This is a genomic window from Roseomonas sp. USHLN139 (genome assembly GCF_037145735.1).
Classification (GTDB): domain Bacteria; phylum Pseudomonadota; class Alphaproteobacteria; order Acetobacterales; family Acetobacteraceae; genus Pseudoroseomonas.
Map to the genome: position 1 here is coordinate 1,442,995 of NZ_JBBCWY010000001.1, position 19,359 is coordinate 1,462,353.

Below are 19,359 nucleotides of genomic sequence, written 5' to 3' on the forward strand. Positions count from 1 at the left end.
CATCATGGTCCCGCCGCGCGCCGCCATCATCGGCCTCTCCGGCCCTGTCCTGCTGCCGGAGGAGGCGGCGCTGCTGCGCGCGGCGCGCCCCCTCGGCGTCATCCTCTTCGCCCGCAACGTGCGCGACCCGGCGCAGCTCTCGGCCCTCACCACCGCCATCCGCGAGGCGCTCGGCGAGGCCGCCCCGGTGCTGGTCGACCAGGAGGGCGGGCGCGTCGCCCGGCTGCGGCCGCCGCATTTTGCGGCCTTCCCGGCGCCCGGCCGCTTCGAGGGCCTGCCCGACGCGGCGGCGCGCGCCAATGCCACCCTGCTCGGCCTGGAATGCCGGGCGGTGGGGCTCGACGTGGTCTGCGGCCCGGTGCTCGACCTGCGGCTGCCCGGCCGGCACAGCGTGGTGGGCGACCGCGGCTTCGCTGGCGACCCGGAGGAGGTGATCCGCCTCGGCGCCGCCTGGATCGAGGGGCTGCAGCAGGCCGGCGCGATCCCGGTGATCAAGCACATGCCCGGCCATGGCCGCGCCATGGTCGACAGCCATCTGGAGATGCCGCGCGTCGAGGTCTCGCGCGCCGAGCTGGCGGCCGATCTGGCGCCGTTCCGCGCCCTGGCCGGCCGCGGCGCCTGGGGCATGACCGCGCATATCCGCTTCGACGCCTTCGACGCGGAGCGCCCGGCGACCCTGTCGCCCATCGTCATCCGTGAGGTGATCCGCGGCGAGATCGGCTTCGACGGGCTGCTGCTCTCCGACGACCTGGCGATGAAGGCGCTGCACGGCACGCCGGCCTCGCTGACGGCGGCGGTGCTGGCGGCCGGCTGCGACGTCGCGCTGAACTGCACCGGCGTGCTGGCGGACAGCCAGGCGGCGCTGGCCGACTGCCCACCGCTCAGCGAGCGCGCCCTGCAGCGGCTGGCCGACTCGCAGGCGGCGACCGCGGCGCGCTGGCTGCCGGCGCCGGACCGCACCGCCCTGGCGGCGGCGCGCGACGCGGTGCTGAAGGACGTCGCGTGATCGACTGGCTGCCGGAGCTGCTCGTCGCCATCCTGGCGACGGTGCTGGCCATCACCCTGCATGAGGCGGCGCATGGCTACGCCGCGCTGGCGCTCGGCGACGACACCGCGCAGCGCCTCGGACGGCTCAGCCTCAACCCGATCCGCCATGTCGACAAGGTCGGCACGCTGATCCTGCCCGGCCTGCTGCTGGCGGTGCAGCTGCTGACCATCGGCCGGGTGGAGGCGATGTTCGGCTGGGCCAAGCCGGTGCCGGTGGATGTCCGCCGCCTGCGCAACCCGCGCTACGGCATGGTGCTGGTGGCCGCGGCCGGGCCGGCGATGAACGTCTTCCTGGCCTGGTGCGCCGCCATGCTGGCGCATCCGCTGCAGGAACTCTCCGGCGTGCTGCCGCCGACAGCGATGGATCTTGGCGTCCGCTTCATCCTGCTCTCCATCATGGCCAACCTGCTGCTCGGCCTGTTCAACCTGCTGCCGATCCCGCCGCTGGATGGCGGGCGCATCCTGGTCGGGCTGCTGCCCTGGCGCGCCGCCATGGCGCTGGCCCGGCTGGAGCGCGCCGGCTTGGTGATCGTCATGCTGGCGATCTTCGTGCTGCCGCGGATCTCGCCCAGCCTCGACATCATGGGCGGGCTGATCAGCCTGGTCACCGGCCCGGGCTTCCGCACCATCCTGTGGCTGGCCGGGCACGGGACATGACGGCTAGCGCCGATCCGGATCGGCTGCATGTCCGGCTCGAGGTCTATGAAGGTCCGCTGGACCTGCTGCTCGAGCTGGCGCGCGCGCAGAAGGTCGATATCGCCCGCATCTCCATCCTGGCATTGGTTGACCAGTACCTGGCGGTGATCGAGGGCGCGCAGCGCGTCCGCCTGGAGCTCGCCGCCGACTGGCTGGTGATGGCCGCCTGGCTGGCCTGGCTGAAATCCCGCCTGCTGCTGCCGGAGGACCCGCAGGAGGAGGAGGATGCCGAGGCGCTGGCCGGCCAGCTGGCCGAGCGCCTGGCCGAGCTCGAGCGCATGCGCGCCGCGGCGCGGTGGCTCGGCACCCTGCCGCAGCTGGGGCAGGAGGTGCTGCAGCGCGGCGATCCCGAAAGCCTGGTGCGGCAGGAGCAGGGCGGGCTGAGCGCCGACCTGCCGGCGCTGCTGCGCGCCTATGTCGAGGCGCTGCGCCGCTCGAATGCACGCCGCCCCTACCGGCCGAAGCCCAGGCGGCTGTGGACCGTGCAGGAGGCGCTCGACCGCCTGGGCCGGCTGGTCGGCCACCTGCCCGAATGGGGCGAGCTGCAGCGCTTCCTGCCCGAGACGCTGCTCGACCCGGTGGAACGCCGCGCCGCCCTGGCCGCCACGCTGATCGCCGGCTTGGAGATGGCGCGCGGCGGCGGTATCGAATTGCGCCAGGAGGCCGCCTTCGGCCCCATCCTGCTGCGCCGCCGCCCCGGCGAGGCGGCCGAGGAGACCGAGATCCCGCATGACGCTGCCGCCTGACCCGCAGCCCCCGACCGCCCCGGACCCGGAGGCGCCGCGCGACCCCGCCGGCATCGCCCCGCTCGAGCACGCGCTGCGCCTGGCGGAGGCGCTGGTCTTCGCCGCCGACCGCCCGGTCGCGCCCGAGCGGCTGCAGGCCGTGCTGCCCGCGGGACTGCGCGCGGAGGCGGTGCTGACCCTGCTGGCCGCCCGCTATGCCGGGCGCGGCGTCGAGCTGACCGAGGTTGCCGGCGGCTATGCCTTCCGCACCGCGGCCGACCTGGCCCCTCTCCTGACCAAGGTGGTCGAGACGCCGCGCCGCCTGCCGCGCGTGGCGATGGAGGCGCTGGCCATCATTGCCTACCACCAGCCGGTCACCCGGCCGGAGATCGAGGAGATCCGCGGCACCAGCCTGTCGCAGGCGACGCTGGAGCTGCTGCTGGAACAGGCGCTGATCGCCCCGCGCGGCCGCAAGGAGGTGCCGGGCCGCCCGACCCTCTGGGCCACCACGCCGCGCTTCCTGGAGCAGTTCGGCCTGCGCGGGCTCACCGACCTGCCGCGCCGCGAGGAGCTGCTGGCCGGGGAGGCGGGCCCGACCCTGTCCGGGACGGGCACGGCGGCATGACGCTGCGGCTGGAGGGGATCCGCCACGCCTATGGCGCCCGCGCCGTGCTGCAGGGCATCGACCTGGCCGTGGCCCCGGGCGAGATCCTCTGCCTGCTGGGCCCGTCCGGGGACGGCAAGACCACCCTGCTGCGGCTGGTCGCCGGGCTGGAGGCGGTGCAGGCCGGGCGCATCGCGATCGGCGGGCGCATCGTCGCCGAGCCCGGGCGCGAGCTGCCGCCGGAGGACCGCCGGGTCGGCTTCGTCTTCCAGGACTACGCGCTCTTCCCGCATCTGAGCGTGGCGCAGAATGTCGGCTTCGGGCTGGGCCGCCTGCCGCGGGCCGAGCGCGCCGCGGCGGTCGAGGCGGCGCTGGCGCGGCTCGGCATGGCGGGCTTCGCCGGCGCCTATCCGCACATGCTCTCGGGCGGGCAGCAGCAGCGCGTGGCGCTGGCCCGCGCCCTGGCCCCGCGCCCGGCCGTGCTGCTGCTGGACGAAGCCTTCGCCAGCCTCGATGCCCGGCTGCGCGAGCAGGTGCGCGACGACACGCTGCGCCTACTGCAGGATGCCGGCATCGCCACGCTGATCGTCACCCATGATGCCGAGGAGGCCATGCTGATGGCCGACCGCATCGCCCTGATGCGCGGCGGCCGGGTGGAACAGCTGGCGCCGCCGGAAGATCTCTATCTGAAGCCGCGCTCGCGCTTCGCCGCCCGCTTTCTCGGCCCGGTGAACAGCCTGCCGGTGACGCTGCAGGGCGGCATGGCGCATGGCGCGCTGGGCAGCCTGCCGGCCGGCCTGCCGGATGGCGAGGGCGAGATGCTGCTGCGTCCCGAGGGGCTGGTGGTGCTGCCGGCGGGCGAGGGGGTGGCGGCCACGGTGGAGGCCTGCCGGATGCTCGGCGCGCACCGGCTGGCCTCGCTGCGCCTGCCCGGCACGGCGGCGCCACTGCAGGCCCGGCTGCCGCCCGGCCAGAAGCTGGCGCCCGGCACCCGCGTCGGCCTGGCGCTGGACCCGGAACGTGCCTTCGTGTTTGCCGCGGACATGCCTAGATAGGGAACAGGAGAGGGCGCGGCCCGCCCCGGCAGGGGGCGGGCCGGTTTCGGCGGCGGGCCACGTTGGCGCTGCCGCCGGTTCCTGCTAACGGAAGCGGCCCCCACGCGGGGGAGATGGGAAGCACATGTTCGATTTGGCCTGGTCCGAAATTGCCCTGATCGCCGTGGTCGCCGTCGTCGTGATCGGGCCCAAGGATCTGCCGGACGCGGTCCGCCAGGTGGCCAAGGGCGTACAGAAGCTGCGGCGCATGGCCTCCGAGTTCCAGAGCCAGGCCGATGAGCTGGTCCGCGAGGCCAAGCTCGAGGATGTCCGCGACCAGATCCGCGAGATCCGCAATTTCGACGTCAAGGGCACCATCGAGCGCCATCTCGACGAGGATGGCGGCATCCGCAAGACCTTCAGCGAGGATCCGCTGCGCGACGCCTGGAAGCCCGGCCCGGACGGCGTCGCCGCGCCGCCGCCGGCCGCCGCCTACAGCAGCGAGGCGCTGCCCCCGGCCCCCGCCGCCCCGGCGTTGCCGGCGGCCGAGGCGCCCGCCTGGGTGCCGCCCGCGGTCGCCGCCGAGATCCGCCCGCCGAGTCCGCCATCCCCGCCGCCCGCAGCGGAACCGGTGGCTGCCGCGGAGGCGCCCGCGATGATCCCGCCCGGCATGACCGGGACGGCCGCCGCCACGCCGGACCCCGCGCCGGCGGCGTCCGCTGGGGCATCCCCGGCGACGACCTCCCCGGCGACCATGTCCCCCGCGGCGCCAGCCCCGGCCGTGCCCCCGGTGGACGAGCCGGTCCTGGCGACCGCTGCGACGGCCCCGGAGACGGACCCCGCGACGAAGAACGGCTCTGCCGCGCCGGCCCCCGCCGCCGGCGACAAGCCGGCCACCCCGCCCGCAACCCATACAGTCTGAGCAGCGCACGTGGCCGACCAGGAAGACATCATCGACGACAAGCCGATGCCGCTGATCGAGCATCTGCTGGAGCTGCGCACCCGCCTGTTGTGGTCGCTCGGCGCATTCCTTATCGCTTTTGGCCTCTGCTACTACTTCTCCGGGCAGATCTACGGCTTCCTCGCCCGGCCGCTGGCCGACATCCTGCACCAGCAGGGCGGCGGCGAGCGGCGGATGATCTTCACCGCGCTCTACGAGGCCTTCTTCACCTACCTGAAGGTCGCGCTGTTCGGCGCCGTCTTCCTGAGCTTCCCGATGTGGGCGACGCAGCTCTGGCTGTTCATCGCGCCGGGCCTCTACCGCTCCGAGAAGCGCGCGATCATGCCCTTCCTGGTCGCCTCGCCGGTGCTCTTCGTGCTCGGCGCGGCGCTGGCCTACTACTTCATCTTCCCGCTGGCCTGGAAGTTCTTCATCTCCTTCGAGACGCCGCCGGGCGGCGGCAGCCTGCCGGTGCAGCTCGAGGCCAAGGTCAGCGAATACCTGTCGCTGGTCATGCACATGATCCTGGCCTTCGGCGTCGCCTTCCAGCTGCCGGTCGCGCTGACGCTGATGGCCAAGGTCGGCATCGTCACCCAGGCCGGGCTGAAGAAGGGGCGCCGCTACGCCGTCGTCGGCATGTTCGTGGTCGCCGCCGTCATCACGCCGCCCGACATCATCAGCCAGATCGGCCTCGCCGTGCCGCTGATCCTTCTCTACGAGATCTCCGTCCTGGCCGCCGGCTGGGTGGCGCCGAAGCGCGACGACGAAGACAAGAGCTGAGTTGAACGACCATGCATGACATCCGCATCGTCCGCGCCGATCCGGCGGGCTTCGACGCGGCGCTGGCCCGCCGCGGCCTGGCGCCGGTCGCCGACAGCCTGCTCGCCCAGGACAGCGCCCGCCGCACCGCCCAGACGGCGGCGCAGGAGCTGCAGGCCCGGCGCAACCAGCTCTCGAAGGAGATCGGCCAGGCCAAGCGCGCCGGCACCGACAGCACGGCCCTGGAGGCCGAGGCGGTGGCCGCCCGCGGCCGCATGGAGGCGCTGGACGCCGAGGCCAAGGCGGCCGAGGAGGCCCAGAACAAGGTCCTGGAGGCGCTGCCCAACCTGCTGGACGCCGGCGTCCCCGAGGGCCGCGACGAGAGCGACAATGTCGTGCTGCACCAGCACGGCGCTCCCGCCAATTTCGCCTTCACGCCGAAGCAGCATTTCGAGCTGGGCGAGGCGCTCGGGCTGATGGATTTCGAGGCCGCCGCCAGGCTTTCAGGAGCCCGGTTCACCGTGCTGCGGGGCGCGTTGGCTCGTCTTGAACGCGCCCTCGGGCAGTGGATGATCTCCCTCCATGCCGACGAGCATGGCTACGTCGAGGCCTCAGTGCCGCTGCTGGTCAACGACGCCACCATGTACGGCACCGGCCAGCTGCCCAAGTTCGAGGAGGACCTGTTCCGCACCACGGATGGCCGCTGGCTGATCCCGACCGCGGAAGTGCCGCTGACCAACCTGGCCGCCGGCGAGATCCTGGCCGAGAGCGTCCTGCCGCTGCGCTTCACCGCGCTGTCGCACTGCTTCCGCTCGGAGGCCGGCAGCGCCGGGCGCGACACCCGCGGCATGCTGCGCCAGCACCAGTTCGCCAAGGTGGAGATGGTCGCCATCACCCGCCCCGAGGAGTCCGAGGCCGAGCACGAGCGGATGACCGCCTGCGCCGAGCGGGTGCTGACCGAGCTCGGCCTGACCTGGCGCCGGGTGCTGCTCTGCGCCGGCGACACCGGCTTCTCCGCCGCCCGCACCTATGACCTGGAGGTCTGGCTGCCCGGCCAGCAGGCCTGGCGCGAGATTTCCTCCTGCTCCAACTGCCGCGACTTCCAGGCGCGCCGCATGGGCGCCCGCTACCGCCCGGCGGAAGGCAAGGGCACCGCCTTCCTGCACACGCTGAACGGCTCGGGCGTCGCCGTCGGCCGCGCCCTGATCGCCGTGCTGGAAACCCACCAGCAGGAGGATGGCAGCATCGCGGTGCCGCCGGTGCTGGCACCCTGGATGGGCGGCCTGACGCGGATCGGCTAAATGCCCGAAGGCGCTTGCCGAAGCGCCCCGCTGGCCATAGTTTGCCCGGCATCGGGGCGTGGCGCAGCCTGGTAGCGCATCTGCTTTGGGAGCAGAGGGCCGGAGGTTCGAATCCTCTCGCCCCGATACCACGATCCCCCGGCGGTTTCCGCCAAGACCCCTGGCGGTTGCCGCCAAGACCAAGGCAGCGAGAAGCATGAGCCGCGACGTCGCCATCGCCCGTATCTTCAGCCAGCCGCGCTCGGCCATGCAGTCGGGCAGGGCCAGGACCGGCGGCTGGATGCTGACCTATGCCCCGGCCGAGCAGCGCCGCCAGGACCCGCTGACCGGCTGGACCGGCTCGGGCGACACCCGCGCCCAGCTCCGCCTCAGCTTCTCCTCGCGCGAGGCGGCCGAGGCCTATGCCCGCGCCAATGGCCTGGCCTTCGAGGTCGAGCCGGAGAAGCCCGGCCCGGCCCTGAAGCCGAAATCCTATGCGGAGAATTTCCGCTACGGCCGCGCCGAGAACTGGACCCACTGAGGGTCCGTCCCGGCGCCTGCGGCACCCTTAGCTCAACTGGATAGAGCAACCGGCTTCTACCCGGTTGGTTGGGGGTTCAAGTCCCTCAGGGTGCGTCTTTCTGCCGGGCTGCCGCGTCCCCCGGGGGATGGCGGGTGAAACGGCCCGGACCCGCGCGACCTTCGATGGGGTCGCCGCAGACGAAGAACGGCCCCGGATCAGCGGGGCCGTTGTCGTTTCCGGCCGGGGCCAGGGCGGCTAGGGCGCCAGCAGTTGCCGGATCTGCGGCTCGATGCCGGCGGACAGCATCGCATAGCCCACCATGGTCAGGTGCAGGCTGTCGAAGGCGATATCCTTGCTCAGCCGGCCACGGCCATCCACCAGCGAGCTGCCGACATCGCTGTACAGCACCGTGCTGCCATCGGCGCAGCGGCTGATCAGCGTATTCACCTGCTCGATGGTCCGCCGCATCGGCTCGGCCGCGGTATCGCCCCGGGGCAGCAGGCCGATGAGCAGGAACCTGGTGCGCGGCGACTTCGCCCGGATCGTCCTGAGGACCTCGGCAATGCCGAGCGCGATATCCTCCGGACGGCCCTGCGCCGAGACATTGTTGGTGCCCAGCAGCACCACCGCGACCTTCGGCCGCAGCGAGGCCGGCCAGTGGCCCTGGTTCAGGCGCCACAGCGCACCCTGGGTGAAGTCGCCCATGACGCCGAGATTGGCCGGGGCCCGATGGCCGTAGAACTGCTGGAAGATGGAGGGGAACCAGCCCTGCACCAGGGAATCGCCGATGAAGACCATCTCGACGCGGGAGAGATCGGCGCCGGCGAGCTGCCGGTCGAGCTCCTGCACCCGCGCGCGCCAATGCGGCTCGGCCAGGTATTCCTGGCCGGCCTCGCGCGGCGGCGGGTTGCGGCCGGGAAGGCCCGGGCAGATCGCCTGGGCGAAGGCCAGGGCAGGGGAGAGGGTAGCGGCCAGGGCGAGCGCGGCGAGCGCCAGGCGCCTCACCGGGCGGCGATCCGGTCGCGCACCAGGAAGCTGACCGGCGTGCCCTGCGGCGCCATCAGCCAGACGCTGTATTGCTGGCCCGCCTCGAGCCGGCCGAGATCCAGCAGCGGCGCCCGCTGCCCGCCGCAGTAGGCGATGACCTTCGCCGCCGCCGGGTTCAGGTTGCGCGCCACGCCGGTCTCCGGCGCCACCTTGGAGAAGATCGCCTGGCTGCCCGGATCGATCGCCAGCCCGCCCTCGGCGCAGCCGGTGATCGCCGGATAGAAGCCCAGCCGTGCGCGGGTCTGGTTGAACTCGACCTTGTCGGTGATCACCACCGCGCCCAGCCGGTCGCCGTCGCGCCGCAGCAGCACCGTGTTGTAGCCGCCGCTGGGGATCTGCACGGTGACCTCGGTGGTCAGGGTGCCGTCGCTGATCACCAGCTTCACCGGGCGCTTGGCCACGTCCTCGGCCACCATATAGGCGGTGACGCGCTCGGCGGCGCCATCGGGCACGGCGATCTGGTTGTCGTAATCGGGCTTCACCGTCACCCGGCCGGGCAGGGTATTGGCGAAGCGGACGAAGGCGAAGCCTTCCGGCAGGCGCTGCTCGTAGAGCATCGGCTGGGCGGCGGCGGGCCGCGCGCCCGCCAGGCCTGTGCTCAGAACAGCGGCCATGCAGAGGCCCAGCCAGGCAGAAGAAACACGCATCAGACCAGCCTGTCCTCGGGGAAAAGAGCCATGGGAAGGCATCGCGCGCTCAGCGCGCGATGCTCGACTGTTGCAGCTGGCCGATGCGCAGCCGCTGCGCGACGGTCAGCGCGCGCTGGGCGCGGCGCGTGTCGCTCTGCGCGCGGGCCGAGCGGGCCTCCATCATGTAGAGCTGCACATTGCTCGGCGCCTGCCGCTGGCCGAAGCTGATCAGCTCGTCGGCACGCTGCCAGTCGCGCATCTGCAGCGCCGCCTCGCCAGCGGTCATGATCGCCTCCAGCCGGGTGGGCTCGCGCGCCAGCACGCTTTCGGCGATCTGCTGGCCCTCCTGGCGATAGCCGGATTGCAGCCGCAGCCGGGCCAGCGCCAGCAGCAGGCCGGCGCGGTCGGGATCGCTCTGCAGCGCCTGCAGCAGCAGGGTATTGGCCTGGGCATACTGCCCGGCCTCGCTGTACTCGTCCGCCGTGACGGCGATCAGCGAGGCACGCATGCCCATGTACTGCTCGCGCTCCCCGGCGGTCATCTGGATGTTCTCGAGGCCGGCCATCAGCGTCGCGGCATCCTCGCGCTGCCTCGCCTCCAGCAGGGCGCCGGCCAGCGCCAGCCGCGCCTCCAGGCTCAGCGTCCGGCCGGTGTTCGCCGCGGTGCGGGCGGCGGCGATCGCCTCGCGCCCCATCTTCTGCCGGCCGAAGGCGCGCACCACGGCCGCCCCCGTCTGGCCACTGGTGTCCGGCCGCGCCGCGATGGCCAGCAGCGCACGGGTCGCGGCCGGCGCGGGCAGCTGCGCCTCCCACTGCGTCACCTCGACGCGGATGGTGGCCCCCTCCAGCATCTTGCGCAGGTCGGCATTGCGCTGGCCGGCCGGGATGCGGCCGATGCGGTCGACCACGTCGCGGTCGCGCTCCTCCGACTGCGCCAGCAGCGCGGCGGCGAAGAGGGATTCGCGGTCGCCGCGCGCGGCCAGGTCGCGCTCCAGGCTGTCGGCCTCGGCGGTCTCGCCCTGCAGCCGCAGCAGCCGGATCAGGTCGTGCCTCGCCCAGGCATCCTCGGGCGCGACCTGCACCGCCTGGCGCAGCAGGGCGATGGCGCGGGCTGGGTTGCCCTCGCGCTCGGCGGCCTGGCGGAAGCCGGCGGAGCGCGCCTGGGCGAAGCCGCGCGGCGGCACGAAGCCGGTGGACTGGGCCAGCGCATCGGCCTCGGCCGAGCGGCCCTGGCGTTCCAGCGTGGTGTAGAGCCCGCCCTGGGCCTCGCGCGAAGTGGGCCGGCGGCGCAGCGCCTCGCGGAAGCCTTCCTCGGCGGCGGCCCACTGGCCGCGCTGCAGGGCGATCTGCGCCAGGATGATGGTGGCCTCGGCGCGTTCCGCTTCCGAGCCGCGCTGCAGCGAGCGCTGCGCCTGGCGCTCGGCTTCGTCATAGCGCTCGCGCTGGATCGCCTGCCGCGCCAGCATGTTGGGCGTCATGACGACGCGGCCGGTGCCACCGCCGCCGCCGCCACCGCCGGCCACGGCATCGAGGCCGAGCGCCCGGCGGAACTCGGATTCGCGGTCCGGGGCGAGGGCGACGCCGCGCGCCATCAGCGCCTTCCAGTCGGCCTCGCGCTTCTGCAGCCGGCGCAGGATCGCCATGCCCAGGATCGAATCGACATCCTCGGGGTTCTTGGCCAGCGCCGCGTTGAAGCCGGCCTCGGCCTCGGCGAAGCGCTTGGCGTTCAGCGAATCGAAGGCGCCCTGGCGGAATTCGTAGGTCGGGTCCTGCCCGAAAGTGCGCACCTCGTTGTAGCGCGCCTCGATCTCGGCATCGCCCGGATAGGCGGCGCGATAGGCCTCGATCGCCGCGGTCGCCTCGCCGCCCGGGCCGAGCCAGAGCAGCGCCTGGCGCCAGGCGGCGCGCGCCGCGGTCGCGGTCTGCGGCTGGCGCGCCAGCACCTGCAGCTCCTCGATGCCCTGGGCGCGGGTGGTCTCGCGGAAGGTCAGCACCTGGGCCAGCGCCAGCTTGATCCGGATATTGTCCGGCTGCCGGGCCAGCGCCGCCGACAGGCCGCGCCGCGCCTCGCGGAAATCATCGGCGGAGAGCCCGGCCTGGGTCTGGTAGTATTCGACGGCGAAGGCGTCCGGCACCTCGCTGCCGCCGAAGGCGGCGCGATAGGCCTGCAGCGCCTCGGCGCCGCGCCCGGCCTGGACCAGGCGGCGCGCCTCGGCGATGCCGGACTGGTCGACCCCGGTGACGCGCATGGCGTTCTGCGCGCGGGCGACATCGGGGCTGTTGGGGGCCACGGCATTCAGCCGGGCCAGATAGGCGGCGGCCTGCTCGCTATCACCGGCCGAGGCGGCGACCTGCACTGCCATGGCCAGCGCCCGGGTGTCGTTCGGCTGGATGCGCAGCAGCCGTTCCAGCGACTGCAGCGCCGCCTCCGGGCGGTTCTGCGCCTGCCAGTAGCTGGCCTGGTCGAGCAGCAGGGAGGTGGCGGTGTCGCGGCTGCCGGCCGGAGCACCGGGCGCGCCGATCACCGGCGGCGCCGGGCCGCCATCCTGGCCATAGAGCGGCGTCTGCGGCATCGGCTGGCCCGGCACCAGGGCGGTCGGCGGCGGCGAGGCCGGCGGGGCGTTGCTGGGCGGCGATCCCTGGGCGAAGGCGGGCAGGGCGACCACGCCGCTGGCCAGGGCGCTGGAGCCGAGCAGGGCCAGCAGGCGGAGCGCGCGCCATGACCGGCCGCGCCGCGCCTCGGGGCGGGGCGACGCCTTCACCAGCCGATCAACCGCCATTCCAGCCTCCAGCGAAGATCTCCCCCTGCAAGTTGGGAAGCCGTAAAACTCTGGCACAACCCGTGCCGTGCGCAAATCAATTTTGTTGTCGCCAAATCCGGCACATCACGCAATTTTTGCGACAATTCTTGTGACCTCTGCCACCGCGCTGCCGCAGGCCCGCCGGCATTCTTTGGTGCCGCAGCATTGGCCTTTGCGGACCGGCGCTCAACCCACCGCCAGCCTCACGTCGGAGGGGCGCTGGTCGGCCAGGGCCTCCTCGGCCGGCGTGGCCCGATCCCCGCCGGCCATGTGCAGCTCGGCCAGGACGGGGAGGTGATCGGAGGCTGCCGCGCCGTCGCGGTCGCGCCAGCTGCGGCCCAGCAGCCCGGCCGGGCGGCAGAAGATCTCGTCCAGCCGCAGCAGCGGGAAATGCGCCGGGAAGCTGCGATGCGCCGTGCGCGCCGGCAGCAGCGGCGACAGCGCCCGCCAGACCGGGCCGCGCCACGACCAGTCGTTGAAATCGCCCATCACCACCAGCGGGCCCTCCTGGGCGCGCACCAGGGCGGCCAGCCGGCGCGCCTGGCGCTGTCGCTCGCGCCAGCGCAGGCCGAGATGCGTCGCCATCACGCCGAGGGTGCCGGCGGGCGTCTCGATCCGCGCCAGGATGGCGCTGCGCGGCTCGCGGCGCTCGACCGACAGATCGTGGATGGCGGCGTCGCGCATCGGCCAGCGGCTGAACAGCATGTGACCATAGGCGCCTTCCTCGGCGCCCTGCATGGTTTCCGCCACCATATCATGCCCGGCGAAGACCTCCTTCAGGGCCTGGAAGGGGGTGGGGCGGTGCTTCGGGCGGCTGTCGATCTCCTGCACCGCCAGCAGGTCGGGGCGGTGCCGGCGGATCAGGGCGATGACCCGCTCGAGATCGTAGCGCCCGTCACGGCCGATGCCGCCATGGATGTTCCAGGTCATGGCCCGCAGGATCATGCGGCGCGCACCCCGGCCTCGACCTCCTGCTCCGCCTCGCGGGCGGCCTGCTCGGGGTCGCGTCCCTCGGCCTCCGCCTCGGCACGGGCCTCGGCCGTGGCGCTGCGGCGGCGGAACCATGAGACCAGGCTCTGCAGCCCCCAGGACAGCGCGCCCCAGGCCAGCAGCACGGCAACGAAGCCCAGGATGTCGCGCAGCGAGGGGTCAGTCATGATGCGCAGCAGCCGGTCGCCCAGCGCCGTCATCAGGATCAGCCCGGGCGCCAGGCCGAGCGCGGTGCCGACCATGTAGTCCAGCAGCGGGATGCGGATGGCGCCGGCCACCAGATTGACCAGGGTGAAGGGGGCGATCGGCATCAGCCGCACCATGGTCACCGCCATGATGCCGTTGCGGGCGATGCTGCGGCTGATGCGGTTGATGCGCGGGCCGAGCAGCTTGCGCAGCAGCTTCGGCCCCAGGCGGCGGCCGACCAGCCAGGTCAGGAAGGCGCTGACCAGCGCGCCGATCCCGGCATAGGCGAGGCCGGGCCAGATGCCGAAGGCCGCCGCCGTCGCCACGATCAGCACATTGACCGGGAAGGCGATCAGCCCCAGCACCATGAACAGGCCGAGCGCCAGCAGCGGCCCCCAGGCGCCATTGGCGTTCTGCATCGAGGCGCTGAAGGTCTCGGGGTTCAGGAAGGCGGAGAGCGGCGTGTAGCGCCAGATCACCGCGATCAGCAGGATCGGCGCCGCCACCAGGGTGACCCGCAGCCAGAGCGGCATGCCATGCGGGGTGCCGTCCTCGGCGGTGAAATCGGCCAGCAGCATGGTGGTGCCCAGCGCACGGGCCGGATCGGCCACCGCCTCGATCTGGGTCAGCGCCTCACCCTCGGCCAGGACCCCGTCCTCGATCGGCATCAGCCGGCGGGAGCGCCCCGCCAGCTGGTCGAGAGCGGCGAAGAGCGAGCCGCCCTGCATGGCGCGGGCCACTTCCTCCGGCGTCGCATCCAGGTGCTCGGCCAGGAAGCGGTCGCGGATGCGGGCGATGCCGGCGCGGGTCCGCTCATCCTGCGCCTCGATCGCCAGGTCGCATTCACTGTCGGTGCCCATCGAGCGGTTGCAAATATTGGCCGAGCCGATGCGCAGGCAGCGATCGTCGACGATCATCACCTTGGCATGCACCATGACATCGGCCACCGGGCCCTTCTGCGGCCCGCGCGTCGCGCCCACCTCGGGATAGACCAGGCGGACCCGGTCGGCGACCCCGGCCTCGCGCAGCAGCATCATGAAGCGGATGCGCCCGGCCAGCATGGTGCGGTGCTCGAGCCAGGTGTGGTGGGTGCGCGGTCCCAGGATCACCACCTCGAGCGCCGGACATTGCCGCAGCCGGTCCGCCAGCTGCTGCGCCAGGCCGAGATGGGTGAGGAACTGGTTCTCGATATAGAGGGCGCGTTCGGCGCCGGCGATCATCGCCTCGTAGAGCCGCTCGACCTCGCGCAGCTCCGGCAGGTGCTCGAAGCTGCCACGGGTGCGGGCGATGCCCACCGGGACATCGGTGAAGTCGGGCGCCAGGCCGCGCGGCCAGAGCGAGGCCGCATGCGGCGGCGGATCGCCGCGCGGCGGCAGGTCCTCGCAGGCGGCCTCGGCCCAGCGGTCGCGGAACAGGTCGGCCAGCGCCGCCGCGGCGGCACCGTCCACCATCATCTGCACGTCATGGAAGGGCGGATAGGTCTCGTCGCGCGGATCGGTGCGGTGCGGATTGACCGCCTTGTGCGGCGAGCTGTCCCAGCGGCGGATGGTCAGGTCCAGCCCGCCGGCGGTGGCCAGCGCGTCGTCGATCACCACCACCTTCTGGTGGTGCGAGGCGCCGAAGGCCACCTGGTCGTCCAGGCAGAGCTCGATCTGCCGCGGCGTGCCCCAGTGCAGCGACAGCGCCGGCAGCAGCTCCCGCTCCAGCGCATAGAGCACGGAATAGTCCCAGAGCAGCAGCTTGATGCGCAGCTGCGGCCGGCGCTCGACCAGCGCCGCCAGGAAAGGCCCGAGCATCGCCGGCAGCCCGTCGCGCGCCTCGCCCGAGGGGCCGACCAGCGGCGTGCGGCTGTCGATGTCCCAGCCGGCGATCAGGATCGAGCTCCTGGCCGATTTCATCGCCTCGCGCAGCGCGCCGTAATAGTTGGCCGCATCCACCAGCACGGCGGCGCGGCCGGCCGGCTCCAGGCGCCAGACGGTGTCGCCCGGCCGCAGCAGCGTGGTTGCGGGCGGGCCGGGGCGGGCGGCGGCCGGGGTGTCGAGGGCGTTGTCGGTCGGAGGGGCCATCACCCCGCTGCAACGCAGCAGGGGACGGAAGGTCACCGATCAACAGCGCGACAATTTTCCGCGCGACAAGCCTCAGCCGGGGGCAGGGGGCACCAGGACCGGGATGTTGTCCAGCAGGCGGATCTCGCCCAGGCGGGCGGCGACCAGCAGCCGGGCGGCGCCGGCGGCACCGGCCGGCCAGGGGCGCAGCGTGGCGGGCTCGACCAGAGCGAGATAGTCCGGGACGAAGCCGGCGGCCTGCAGCGCGGCCTGCCCCTCGGCCAGCGCCGGCCCGACCGGCTGGCCGGCGGCCAGCGCCGCGCCGCATCGCTGCAGCAGGCCGGGCAGGGCGGCCGCCTGGCCGCGCTCGCCCTCGGACAGCCGCCGGTTGCGCGAGGACATCGCCAAGCCATCGGCCTCGCGCACCGTCGGCAGGCCCTGGATCGTCACCGGCAGCAGCAGGTCGGCCACCATGCGGCGGACCACCTGCAGCTGCTGCCAGTCCTTCTCGCCGAACACCGCCACATCGGCCTGGGCCATCATGAACAGCTTGCAGCAGACCGTCGCCACGCCGCGGAAATGACCGGGCCGCGCCGTGCCCTCCCAGCCCTCGGCCGGGCTGCCGGGACCGGCGCCGGGGTCGATCACGCAGACATCGCCCGGCGGATACATGACGGCCGGCGTCGGCAGGAAGGCCAGGTCGCAGCCGGCGGCCTGCAGCTTGGCGAGGTCGCCGGCCTCGTCGCGCGGATAGCGGTCGAGGTCCTCGGTGGGGGCGAATTGCAGCGGGTTGACGAAGATCGAGGCGATCACGACGTCGGCCTGGCGCCGCGCCTCGGCCACCAGCGCCAGGTGGCCGTCATGCAGCGCGCCCATGGTGGGCACCAGGCCGATCCGCTGCCCCGCCGCCCGCCAGGCGCCGGTCGCCGCCCGCAGCCCCGCCAGTTCCCGCTCGATCCGCATCGCCATCCTCCCGGCTTTGTCTTGGCCGTCCCTCCTGCCGAAGCCGGGCCGGCCTGGCAAGGCTTGACGCCGCCGCCGCCGCGCGGGATCAACCGCGCGCCTGATCACCTCGGCCGCCAGGCGCGAAAGGTCCGTTCGATGCAGCGTGTGTTCTCCGGGATCCAGCCCTCCGGCATCCCCACCCTCGGCAACTACCTGGGCGCCATCCGCAACTGGGTGCCGATGATGGCCGACCACGAATGCATCTATTGCGTGGTGGACCTGCACGCCATCACCCAGCCCTTCGACCCGAAGACGCTGGCGACCCAGACGCGCGAAATGGCCGCCGCCCTGATCGCCTGCGGCGTCACGCCCGACAAGTGCACCCTCTTCGTGCAGAGCCATGTCCATGCCCATGCCCGGCTGGCCTGGATCTTCAACTGCGTGGCGCGGATCGGCTGGCTGAACCGGATGACCCAGTTCAAGGACAAGGCCGGCAAGGACCGCGAGAACGCCGGCTCCGGCCTCTATGTCTATCCGAACCTGATGGCCGCCGACATCCACGCCTACCACGCCACCCGCGTCCCCGTCGGCGAGGACCAGAAGCAGCACCTGGAGCTGGCCAACGACATCGGCGAGAAGTTCAACCACGACTATGGCGTGGACTTCTTCCCGCATATCGAGCCGCTGATCCAGGGCGTCGCCGCCCGCGTCATGTCGCTGCGCGACGGCACCAAGAAGATGTCGAAGTCGGACGCCTCCGACCAGTCGCGCATCAACCTGACCGACGATGCCGATACCGTCGCCCTGAAGATCCGCCGCGCCAAGACCGATGCCGAGCCGCTGCCCGGCGAGATGTCCGGCCTGGACGGCCGCCCGGAGGCGCGCAACCTGGTGGGCATCCTGGCCGCCATCACCGGCGTCGCGCCGGCCGAGGTGCTGCGCCAGCACGAGGGCCAGGGCTTCGGCAGCTTCAAGAACACCCTGGCCGACGCGCTGGTGGTGCATCTCTCGCCGATCCAGGCCGAGATGCAGCGCCTGCTGGCCGACCCGGCGGCAGTCGATGCGGCGCTCCGCCAGGGTGCCGACAAGGCGGCGGCCATCGCCGAGCCGATCGTGCAGAAGGCGGAAGAGTTGGTCGGCTTCCTGCCGCGCCGCTGAGAGGGCGCCGCCGCCGGGCCGCCGGGGCGGCCCCGGCCGCGCGGTTACATATAATCCGTTAATGTATTGCGTCTAAATTGAGCTGGCGGCGCCTCACCCGGGGTGGGCGCCGCCACGGTTCCGCGACGGCTAGGACAGCCCTCCTGAGCCTGTCCAGCCAGCTCGAGGACGCGTCATGTCTGCCTTCACCCCCCCTGCCGGCGAAGAGAGCCTCCGCCTCGAGGCGCTGCGCTCCCTCAACCTGCTGGAGACGCCGGCCAGCGAGAGCTACGACCGCATCACCCGCCTGGCCAGCAAGATGCTGGCCGCGCCGGTGGCCGCCGTCTCGCTGACCGACAGCCACCGGCAATGGTTCAAATCCGCCCGTGGCACGGCGGGCAACGAGATCCCGCGCCACCAGGCACCCTGCGCGGTGGTCAGCACCAGCCGCCGGATGCTGGTGGTGCCCGACCTGCAGGCGGATGACCGCTTCATCGGCAGCCCGCTGGCGCTGGCCGGGATCCGTTTCTATGCGGGCGCGCCGCTGGTCACCCGGGACGGGCATGGCATCGGCGCCATGTGCGTGCTGGACACCGCCCCGCGCGAGATCTCCCCCGAGGAGGCGCAGTCGCTGCACGACCTCGCCGCCATGGTGATGGCGCAGGTCGAGCTGGAACATGCCTTCGGCCGCATCGACCCGGTCAGCGGCCTGCCCAACCGGCTGCAGTTCCTCGACGAGTTCGCCGCCCGCCCGGCGGCGGAGGCGGGCGTCGCCCTGGTGGTCGAGCTGTCGCATTCGAGCCAGCTCGGCCAGGCCGTGGCGGCGCTCGGCCCGGGCTATGTCGAGGCGCTGGCGCGGCATGGCGCGACCGTGCTGGCCCGCGCGCTGGGCGGGCGCAACGGCCTCTACCATATCGGCGGCTGCGGCTTCCTGGCGCTGCTCGGCAGCGACCGGCCCGGCGGCTGGGAAGGCGCGGTGACAGCCCTGCAGGCCGCCTTCGAGGAGCCGCTGAATTTCGGCGACGTGCCGGTCACCGCCAGCCCGACCTTCGGCGTGGCCCCCTTCCGCGCCGGCATCGACAGCGCCGAGGATGTGCTGCGGGCCGGGGCCAGCGCGGCGGAGGAAGCGCATCGCGCCGGCCTGCCGCTCAGCCTCTACAGCGCCGACACCGATGCGCGGAACCGCCGCCATCTGCGCCTGCTCTGCGACATGCCGCCGGCGCTGCTCGCGCCGGACCAGCTCAGCCTGGTGTTCCAGCCGCGCATCGAGATCGGCACCGGCCGCTGCCGCGGCGCCGAGGCGCTGCTGCGCTGGCAGCACCCGGAGCTGCTGGCGGTCTCGCCGGGCGAGTTCATCCCGCTGGTCGAGCAGACCGCGCTGGCCCAGCCGGTCACGCAATGGGTGATCGCGCGGGCCGCGGCGCAGCTCGCCGCGCTGCGGCGCGACGGGCTGGACCTGCGGCTCTCGGTGAATGTCTCCGCGCTCAACTTGGCGGAGACCGACTTTGCCGGGCGGCTGGTGGAGACGCTGGCGGAGCAGGGGCTGGAGCCGCAGGCGCTGGAGCTGGAATTCACCGAAAGCGCGCTGATGCGCAACGGCCAGGCCGCGCTGGCGCAGCTGCGCGCCCTGCGCCAGCTCGGCATGGAGATCGCCATCGACGATTTCGGCACCGGCTACAGCACCTTCTCCTATCTGCAGACCCTGCCGGCCAATATCGTCAAGCTCGACCAGTCCTTCATCCGCGGCCTGTCGGGCAGTGCGCGCGACCGCCGGATGGTGGCCACCATGATCCAGCTGACGCATGACCTCGGCCATCGCGTGGTCGCCGAGGGGGTGGAGGACCAGGCCGCCCTGGACTTCCTGGCCGAATGCGGCTGCGAGGAGGCGCAGGGCTACCTGATCGCCCGGCCGATGCCGGAGACAGCCCTGCGCGCCTGGCTGACGGCGCGCGCCGTTCCCGCCGCCGCCTGA

General features: G+C 72.9%; 17 protein-coding genes and 2 tRNA genes. 13 read left to right on the forward strand and 6 right to left on the reverse strand.

Features of this window, described 5'->3' with window-relative positions; genetic code table 11:
- Positions 1-4: 4 nt before the first annotated feature.
- The 11 genes from nagZ (at position 5) to WFI16_RS06715 (ending at position 7,721) form a co-directional block, all read left to right on the forward strand.
- Positions 5-1,006 carry a beta-N-acetylhexosaminidase gene (gene nagZ, locus WFI16_RS06665; protein WP_419896999.1) on the forward strand — a complete coding sequence of 334 codons (1,002 nt, stop codon included), beginning with the start codon at positions 5-7 and terminating at the stop codon, positions 1,004-1,006.
- Positions 1,003-1,704 (forward strand): site-2 protease family protein, encoded by a 702-nt coding sequence (locus WFI16_RS06670; RefSeq protein WP_419897000.1) that lies wholly within the window; start codon positions 1,003-1,005, stop codon positions 1,702-1,704. Before nagZ ends, WFI16_RS06670 begins: the two co-directional genes overlap by 4 nt.
- Positions 1,701-2,489, forward strand: coding sequence for a segregation and condensation protein A (locus tag WFI16_RS06675; RefSeq protein ID WP_419897001.1), 789 nt, complete (start codon positions 1,701-1,703; stop codon positions 2,487-2,489). The genes WFI16_RS06670 and WFI16_RS06675 overlap by 4 nt, the downstream gene beginning before the upstream one ends.
- Positions 2,473-3,093 carry an SMC-Scp complex subunit ScpB gene (gene scpB / locus WFI16_RS06680; RefSeq protein ID WP_419897002.1) on the forward strand — a complete coding sequence of 207 codons (621 nt, stop codon included), beginning with the start codon at positions 2,473-2,475 and terminating at the stop codon, positions 3,091-3,093. Before WFI16_RS06675 ends, scpB begins: the two co-directional genes overlap by 17 nt.
- A complete protein-coding gene (locus WFI16_RS06685) occupies positions 3,090-4,127 on the forward strand; it encodes an ABC transporter ATP-binding protein (RefSeq protein WP_419897003.1) in 1,038 nt (345 codons plus the stop codon). The genes scpB and WFI16_RS06685 overlap by 4 nt, the downstream gene beginning before the upstream one ends.
- A 124-nt stretch (positions 4,128-4,251) precedes the next feature.
- A complete protein-coding gene (gene tatB / locus WFI16_RS06690) occupies positions 4,252-5,028 on the forward strand; it encodes a Sec-independent protein translocase protein TatB (RefSeq protein WP_419897004.1) in 777 nt (258 codons plus the stop codon).
- Positions 5,029-5,073: 45 nt separating this feature from the next.
- Positions 5,074-5,826 carry a twin-arginine translocase subunit TatC gene (gene tatC, locus WFI16_RS06695; RefSeq protein ID WP_419897158.1) on the forward strand — a complete coding sequence of 251 codons (753 nt, stop codon included), beginning with the start codon at positions 5,074-5,076 and terminating at the stop codon, positions 5,824-5,826.
- 11 nt (positions 5,827-5,837) lie between these two features.
- A complete protein-coding gene (gene serS / locus WFI16_RS06700) occupies positions 5,838-7,106 on the forward strand; it encodes a serine--tRNA ligase (RefSeq protein ID WP_419897005.1) in 1,269 nt (422 codons plus the stop codon).
- A 52-nt stretch (positions 7,107-7,158) separates the two neighbouring features.
- Positions 7,159-7,232 (forward strand) — tRNA-Pro (locus tag WFI16_RS06705).
- Positions 7,233-7,302: 70 nt separating this feature from the next.
- Positions 7,303-7,626 carry an NADH dehydrogenase ubiquinone Fe-S protein 4 gene (locus tag WFI16_RS06710; protein ID WP_419897006.1) on the forward strand — a complete coding sequence of 108 codons (324 nt, stop codon included), beginning with the start codon at positions 7,303-7,305 and terminating at the stop codon, positions 7,624-7,626.
- A gap of 21 nt (positions 7,627-7,647) precedes the next feature.
- Positions 7,648-7,721: transfer RNA gene (locus tag WFI16_RS06715), tRNA-Arg, on the forward strand.
- A 142-nt stretch (positions 7,722-7,863) separates the two neighbouring features.
- Here WFI16_RS06715 and WFI16_RS06720 read toward each other — a convergent pair.
- The 6 genes from WFI16_RS06720 to panC form a co-directional block, all read right to left on the reverse strand.
- Positions 7,864-8,613 carry a GDSL-type esterase/lipase family protein gene (locus WFI16_RS06720; protein ID WP_419897007.1) on the reverse strand — a complete coding sequence of 250 codons (750 nt, stop codon included), beginning with the start codon at positions 8,611-8,613 and terminating at the stop codon, positions 7,864-7,866.
- The gene (locus WFI16_RS06725; RefSeq protein ID WP_419897008.1) at positions 8,610-9,302 is read right to left on the reverse strand and encodes an ABC transporter permease; all 693 of its coding nucleotides are present in this window, start codon (positions 9,300-9,302) and stop codon (positions 8,610-8,612) included. The genes WFI16_RS06720 and WFI16_RS06725 overlap by 4 nt, the downstream gene beginning before the upstream one ends.
- A gap of 49 nt (positions 9,303-9,351) precedes the next feature.
- Entirely contained in the window at positions 9,352-12,063 is a 2,712-nt protein-coding gene (locus WFI16_RS06730) for a tetratricopeptide repeat protein (RefSeq protein WP_419897009.1), read from the reverse strand.
- Between the two features lie 207 nt (positions 12,064-12,270).
- Positions 12,271-13,014 carry an endonuclease/exonuclease/phosphatase family protein gene (locus WFI16_RS06735; protein WP_419897010.1) on the reverse strand — a complete coding sequence of 248 codons (744 nt, stop codon included), beginning with the start codon at positions 13,012-13,014 and terminating at the stop codon, positions 12,271-12,273.
- A gap of 11 nt (positions 13,015-13,025) precedes the next feature.
- Positions 13,026-15,326: a VTT domain-containing protein gene (locus WFI16_RS06740; RefSeq protein ID WP_419897011.1), complete on the reverse strand. Its 2,301-nt coding sequence runs from the start codon at positions 15,324-15,326 to the stop codon at positions 13,026-13,028.
- 72 nt (positions 15,327-15,398) lie between these two features.
- On the reverse strand, positions 15,399-16,268 hold the full coding sequence (panC, locus tag WFI16_RS06745) for a pantoate--beta-alanine ligase (RefSeq protein ID WP_419897012.1): 870 nt from the start codon (positions 16,266-16,268) through the stop codon (positions 15,399-15,401).
- Positions 16,269-16,406: 138 nt separating this feature from the next.
- On the opposite strand from panC, the gene trpS reads away from it, so the two are divergent.
- Positions 16,407-17,408 carry a tryptophan--tRNA ligase gene (gene trpS, locus WFI16_RS06750; RefSeq protein ID WP_419897013.1) on the forward strand — a complete coding sequence of 334 codons (1,002 nt, stop codon included), beginning with the start codon at positions 16,407-16,409 and terminating at the stop codon, positions 17,406-17,408.
- Positions 17,409-17,583: 175 nt separating this feature from the next.
- Positions 17,584-19,359 (forward strand): putative bifunctional diguanylate cyclase/phosphodiesterase, encoded by a 1,776-nt coding sequence (locus tag WFI16_RS06755; protein ID WP_419897014.1) that lies wholly within the window; start codon positions 17,584-17,586, stop codon positions 19,357-19,359.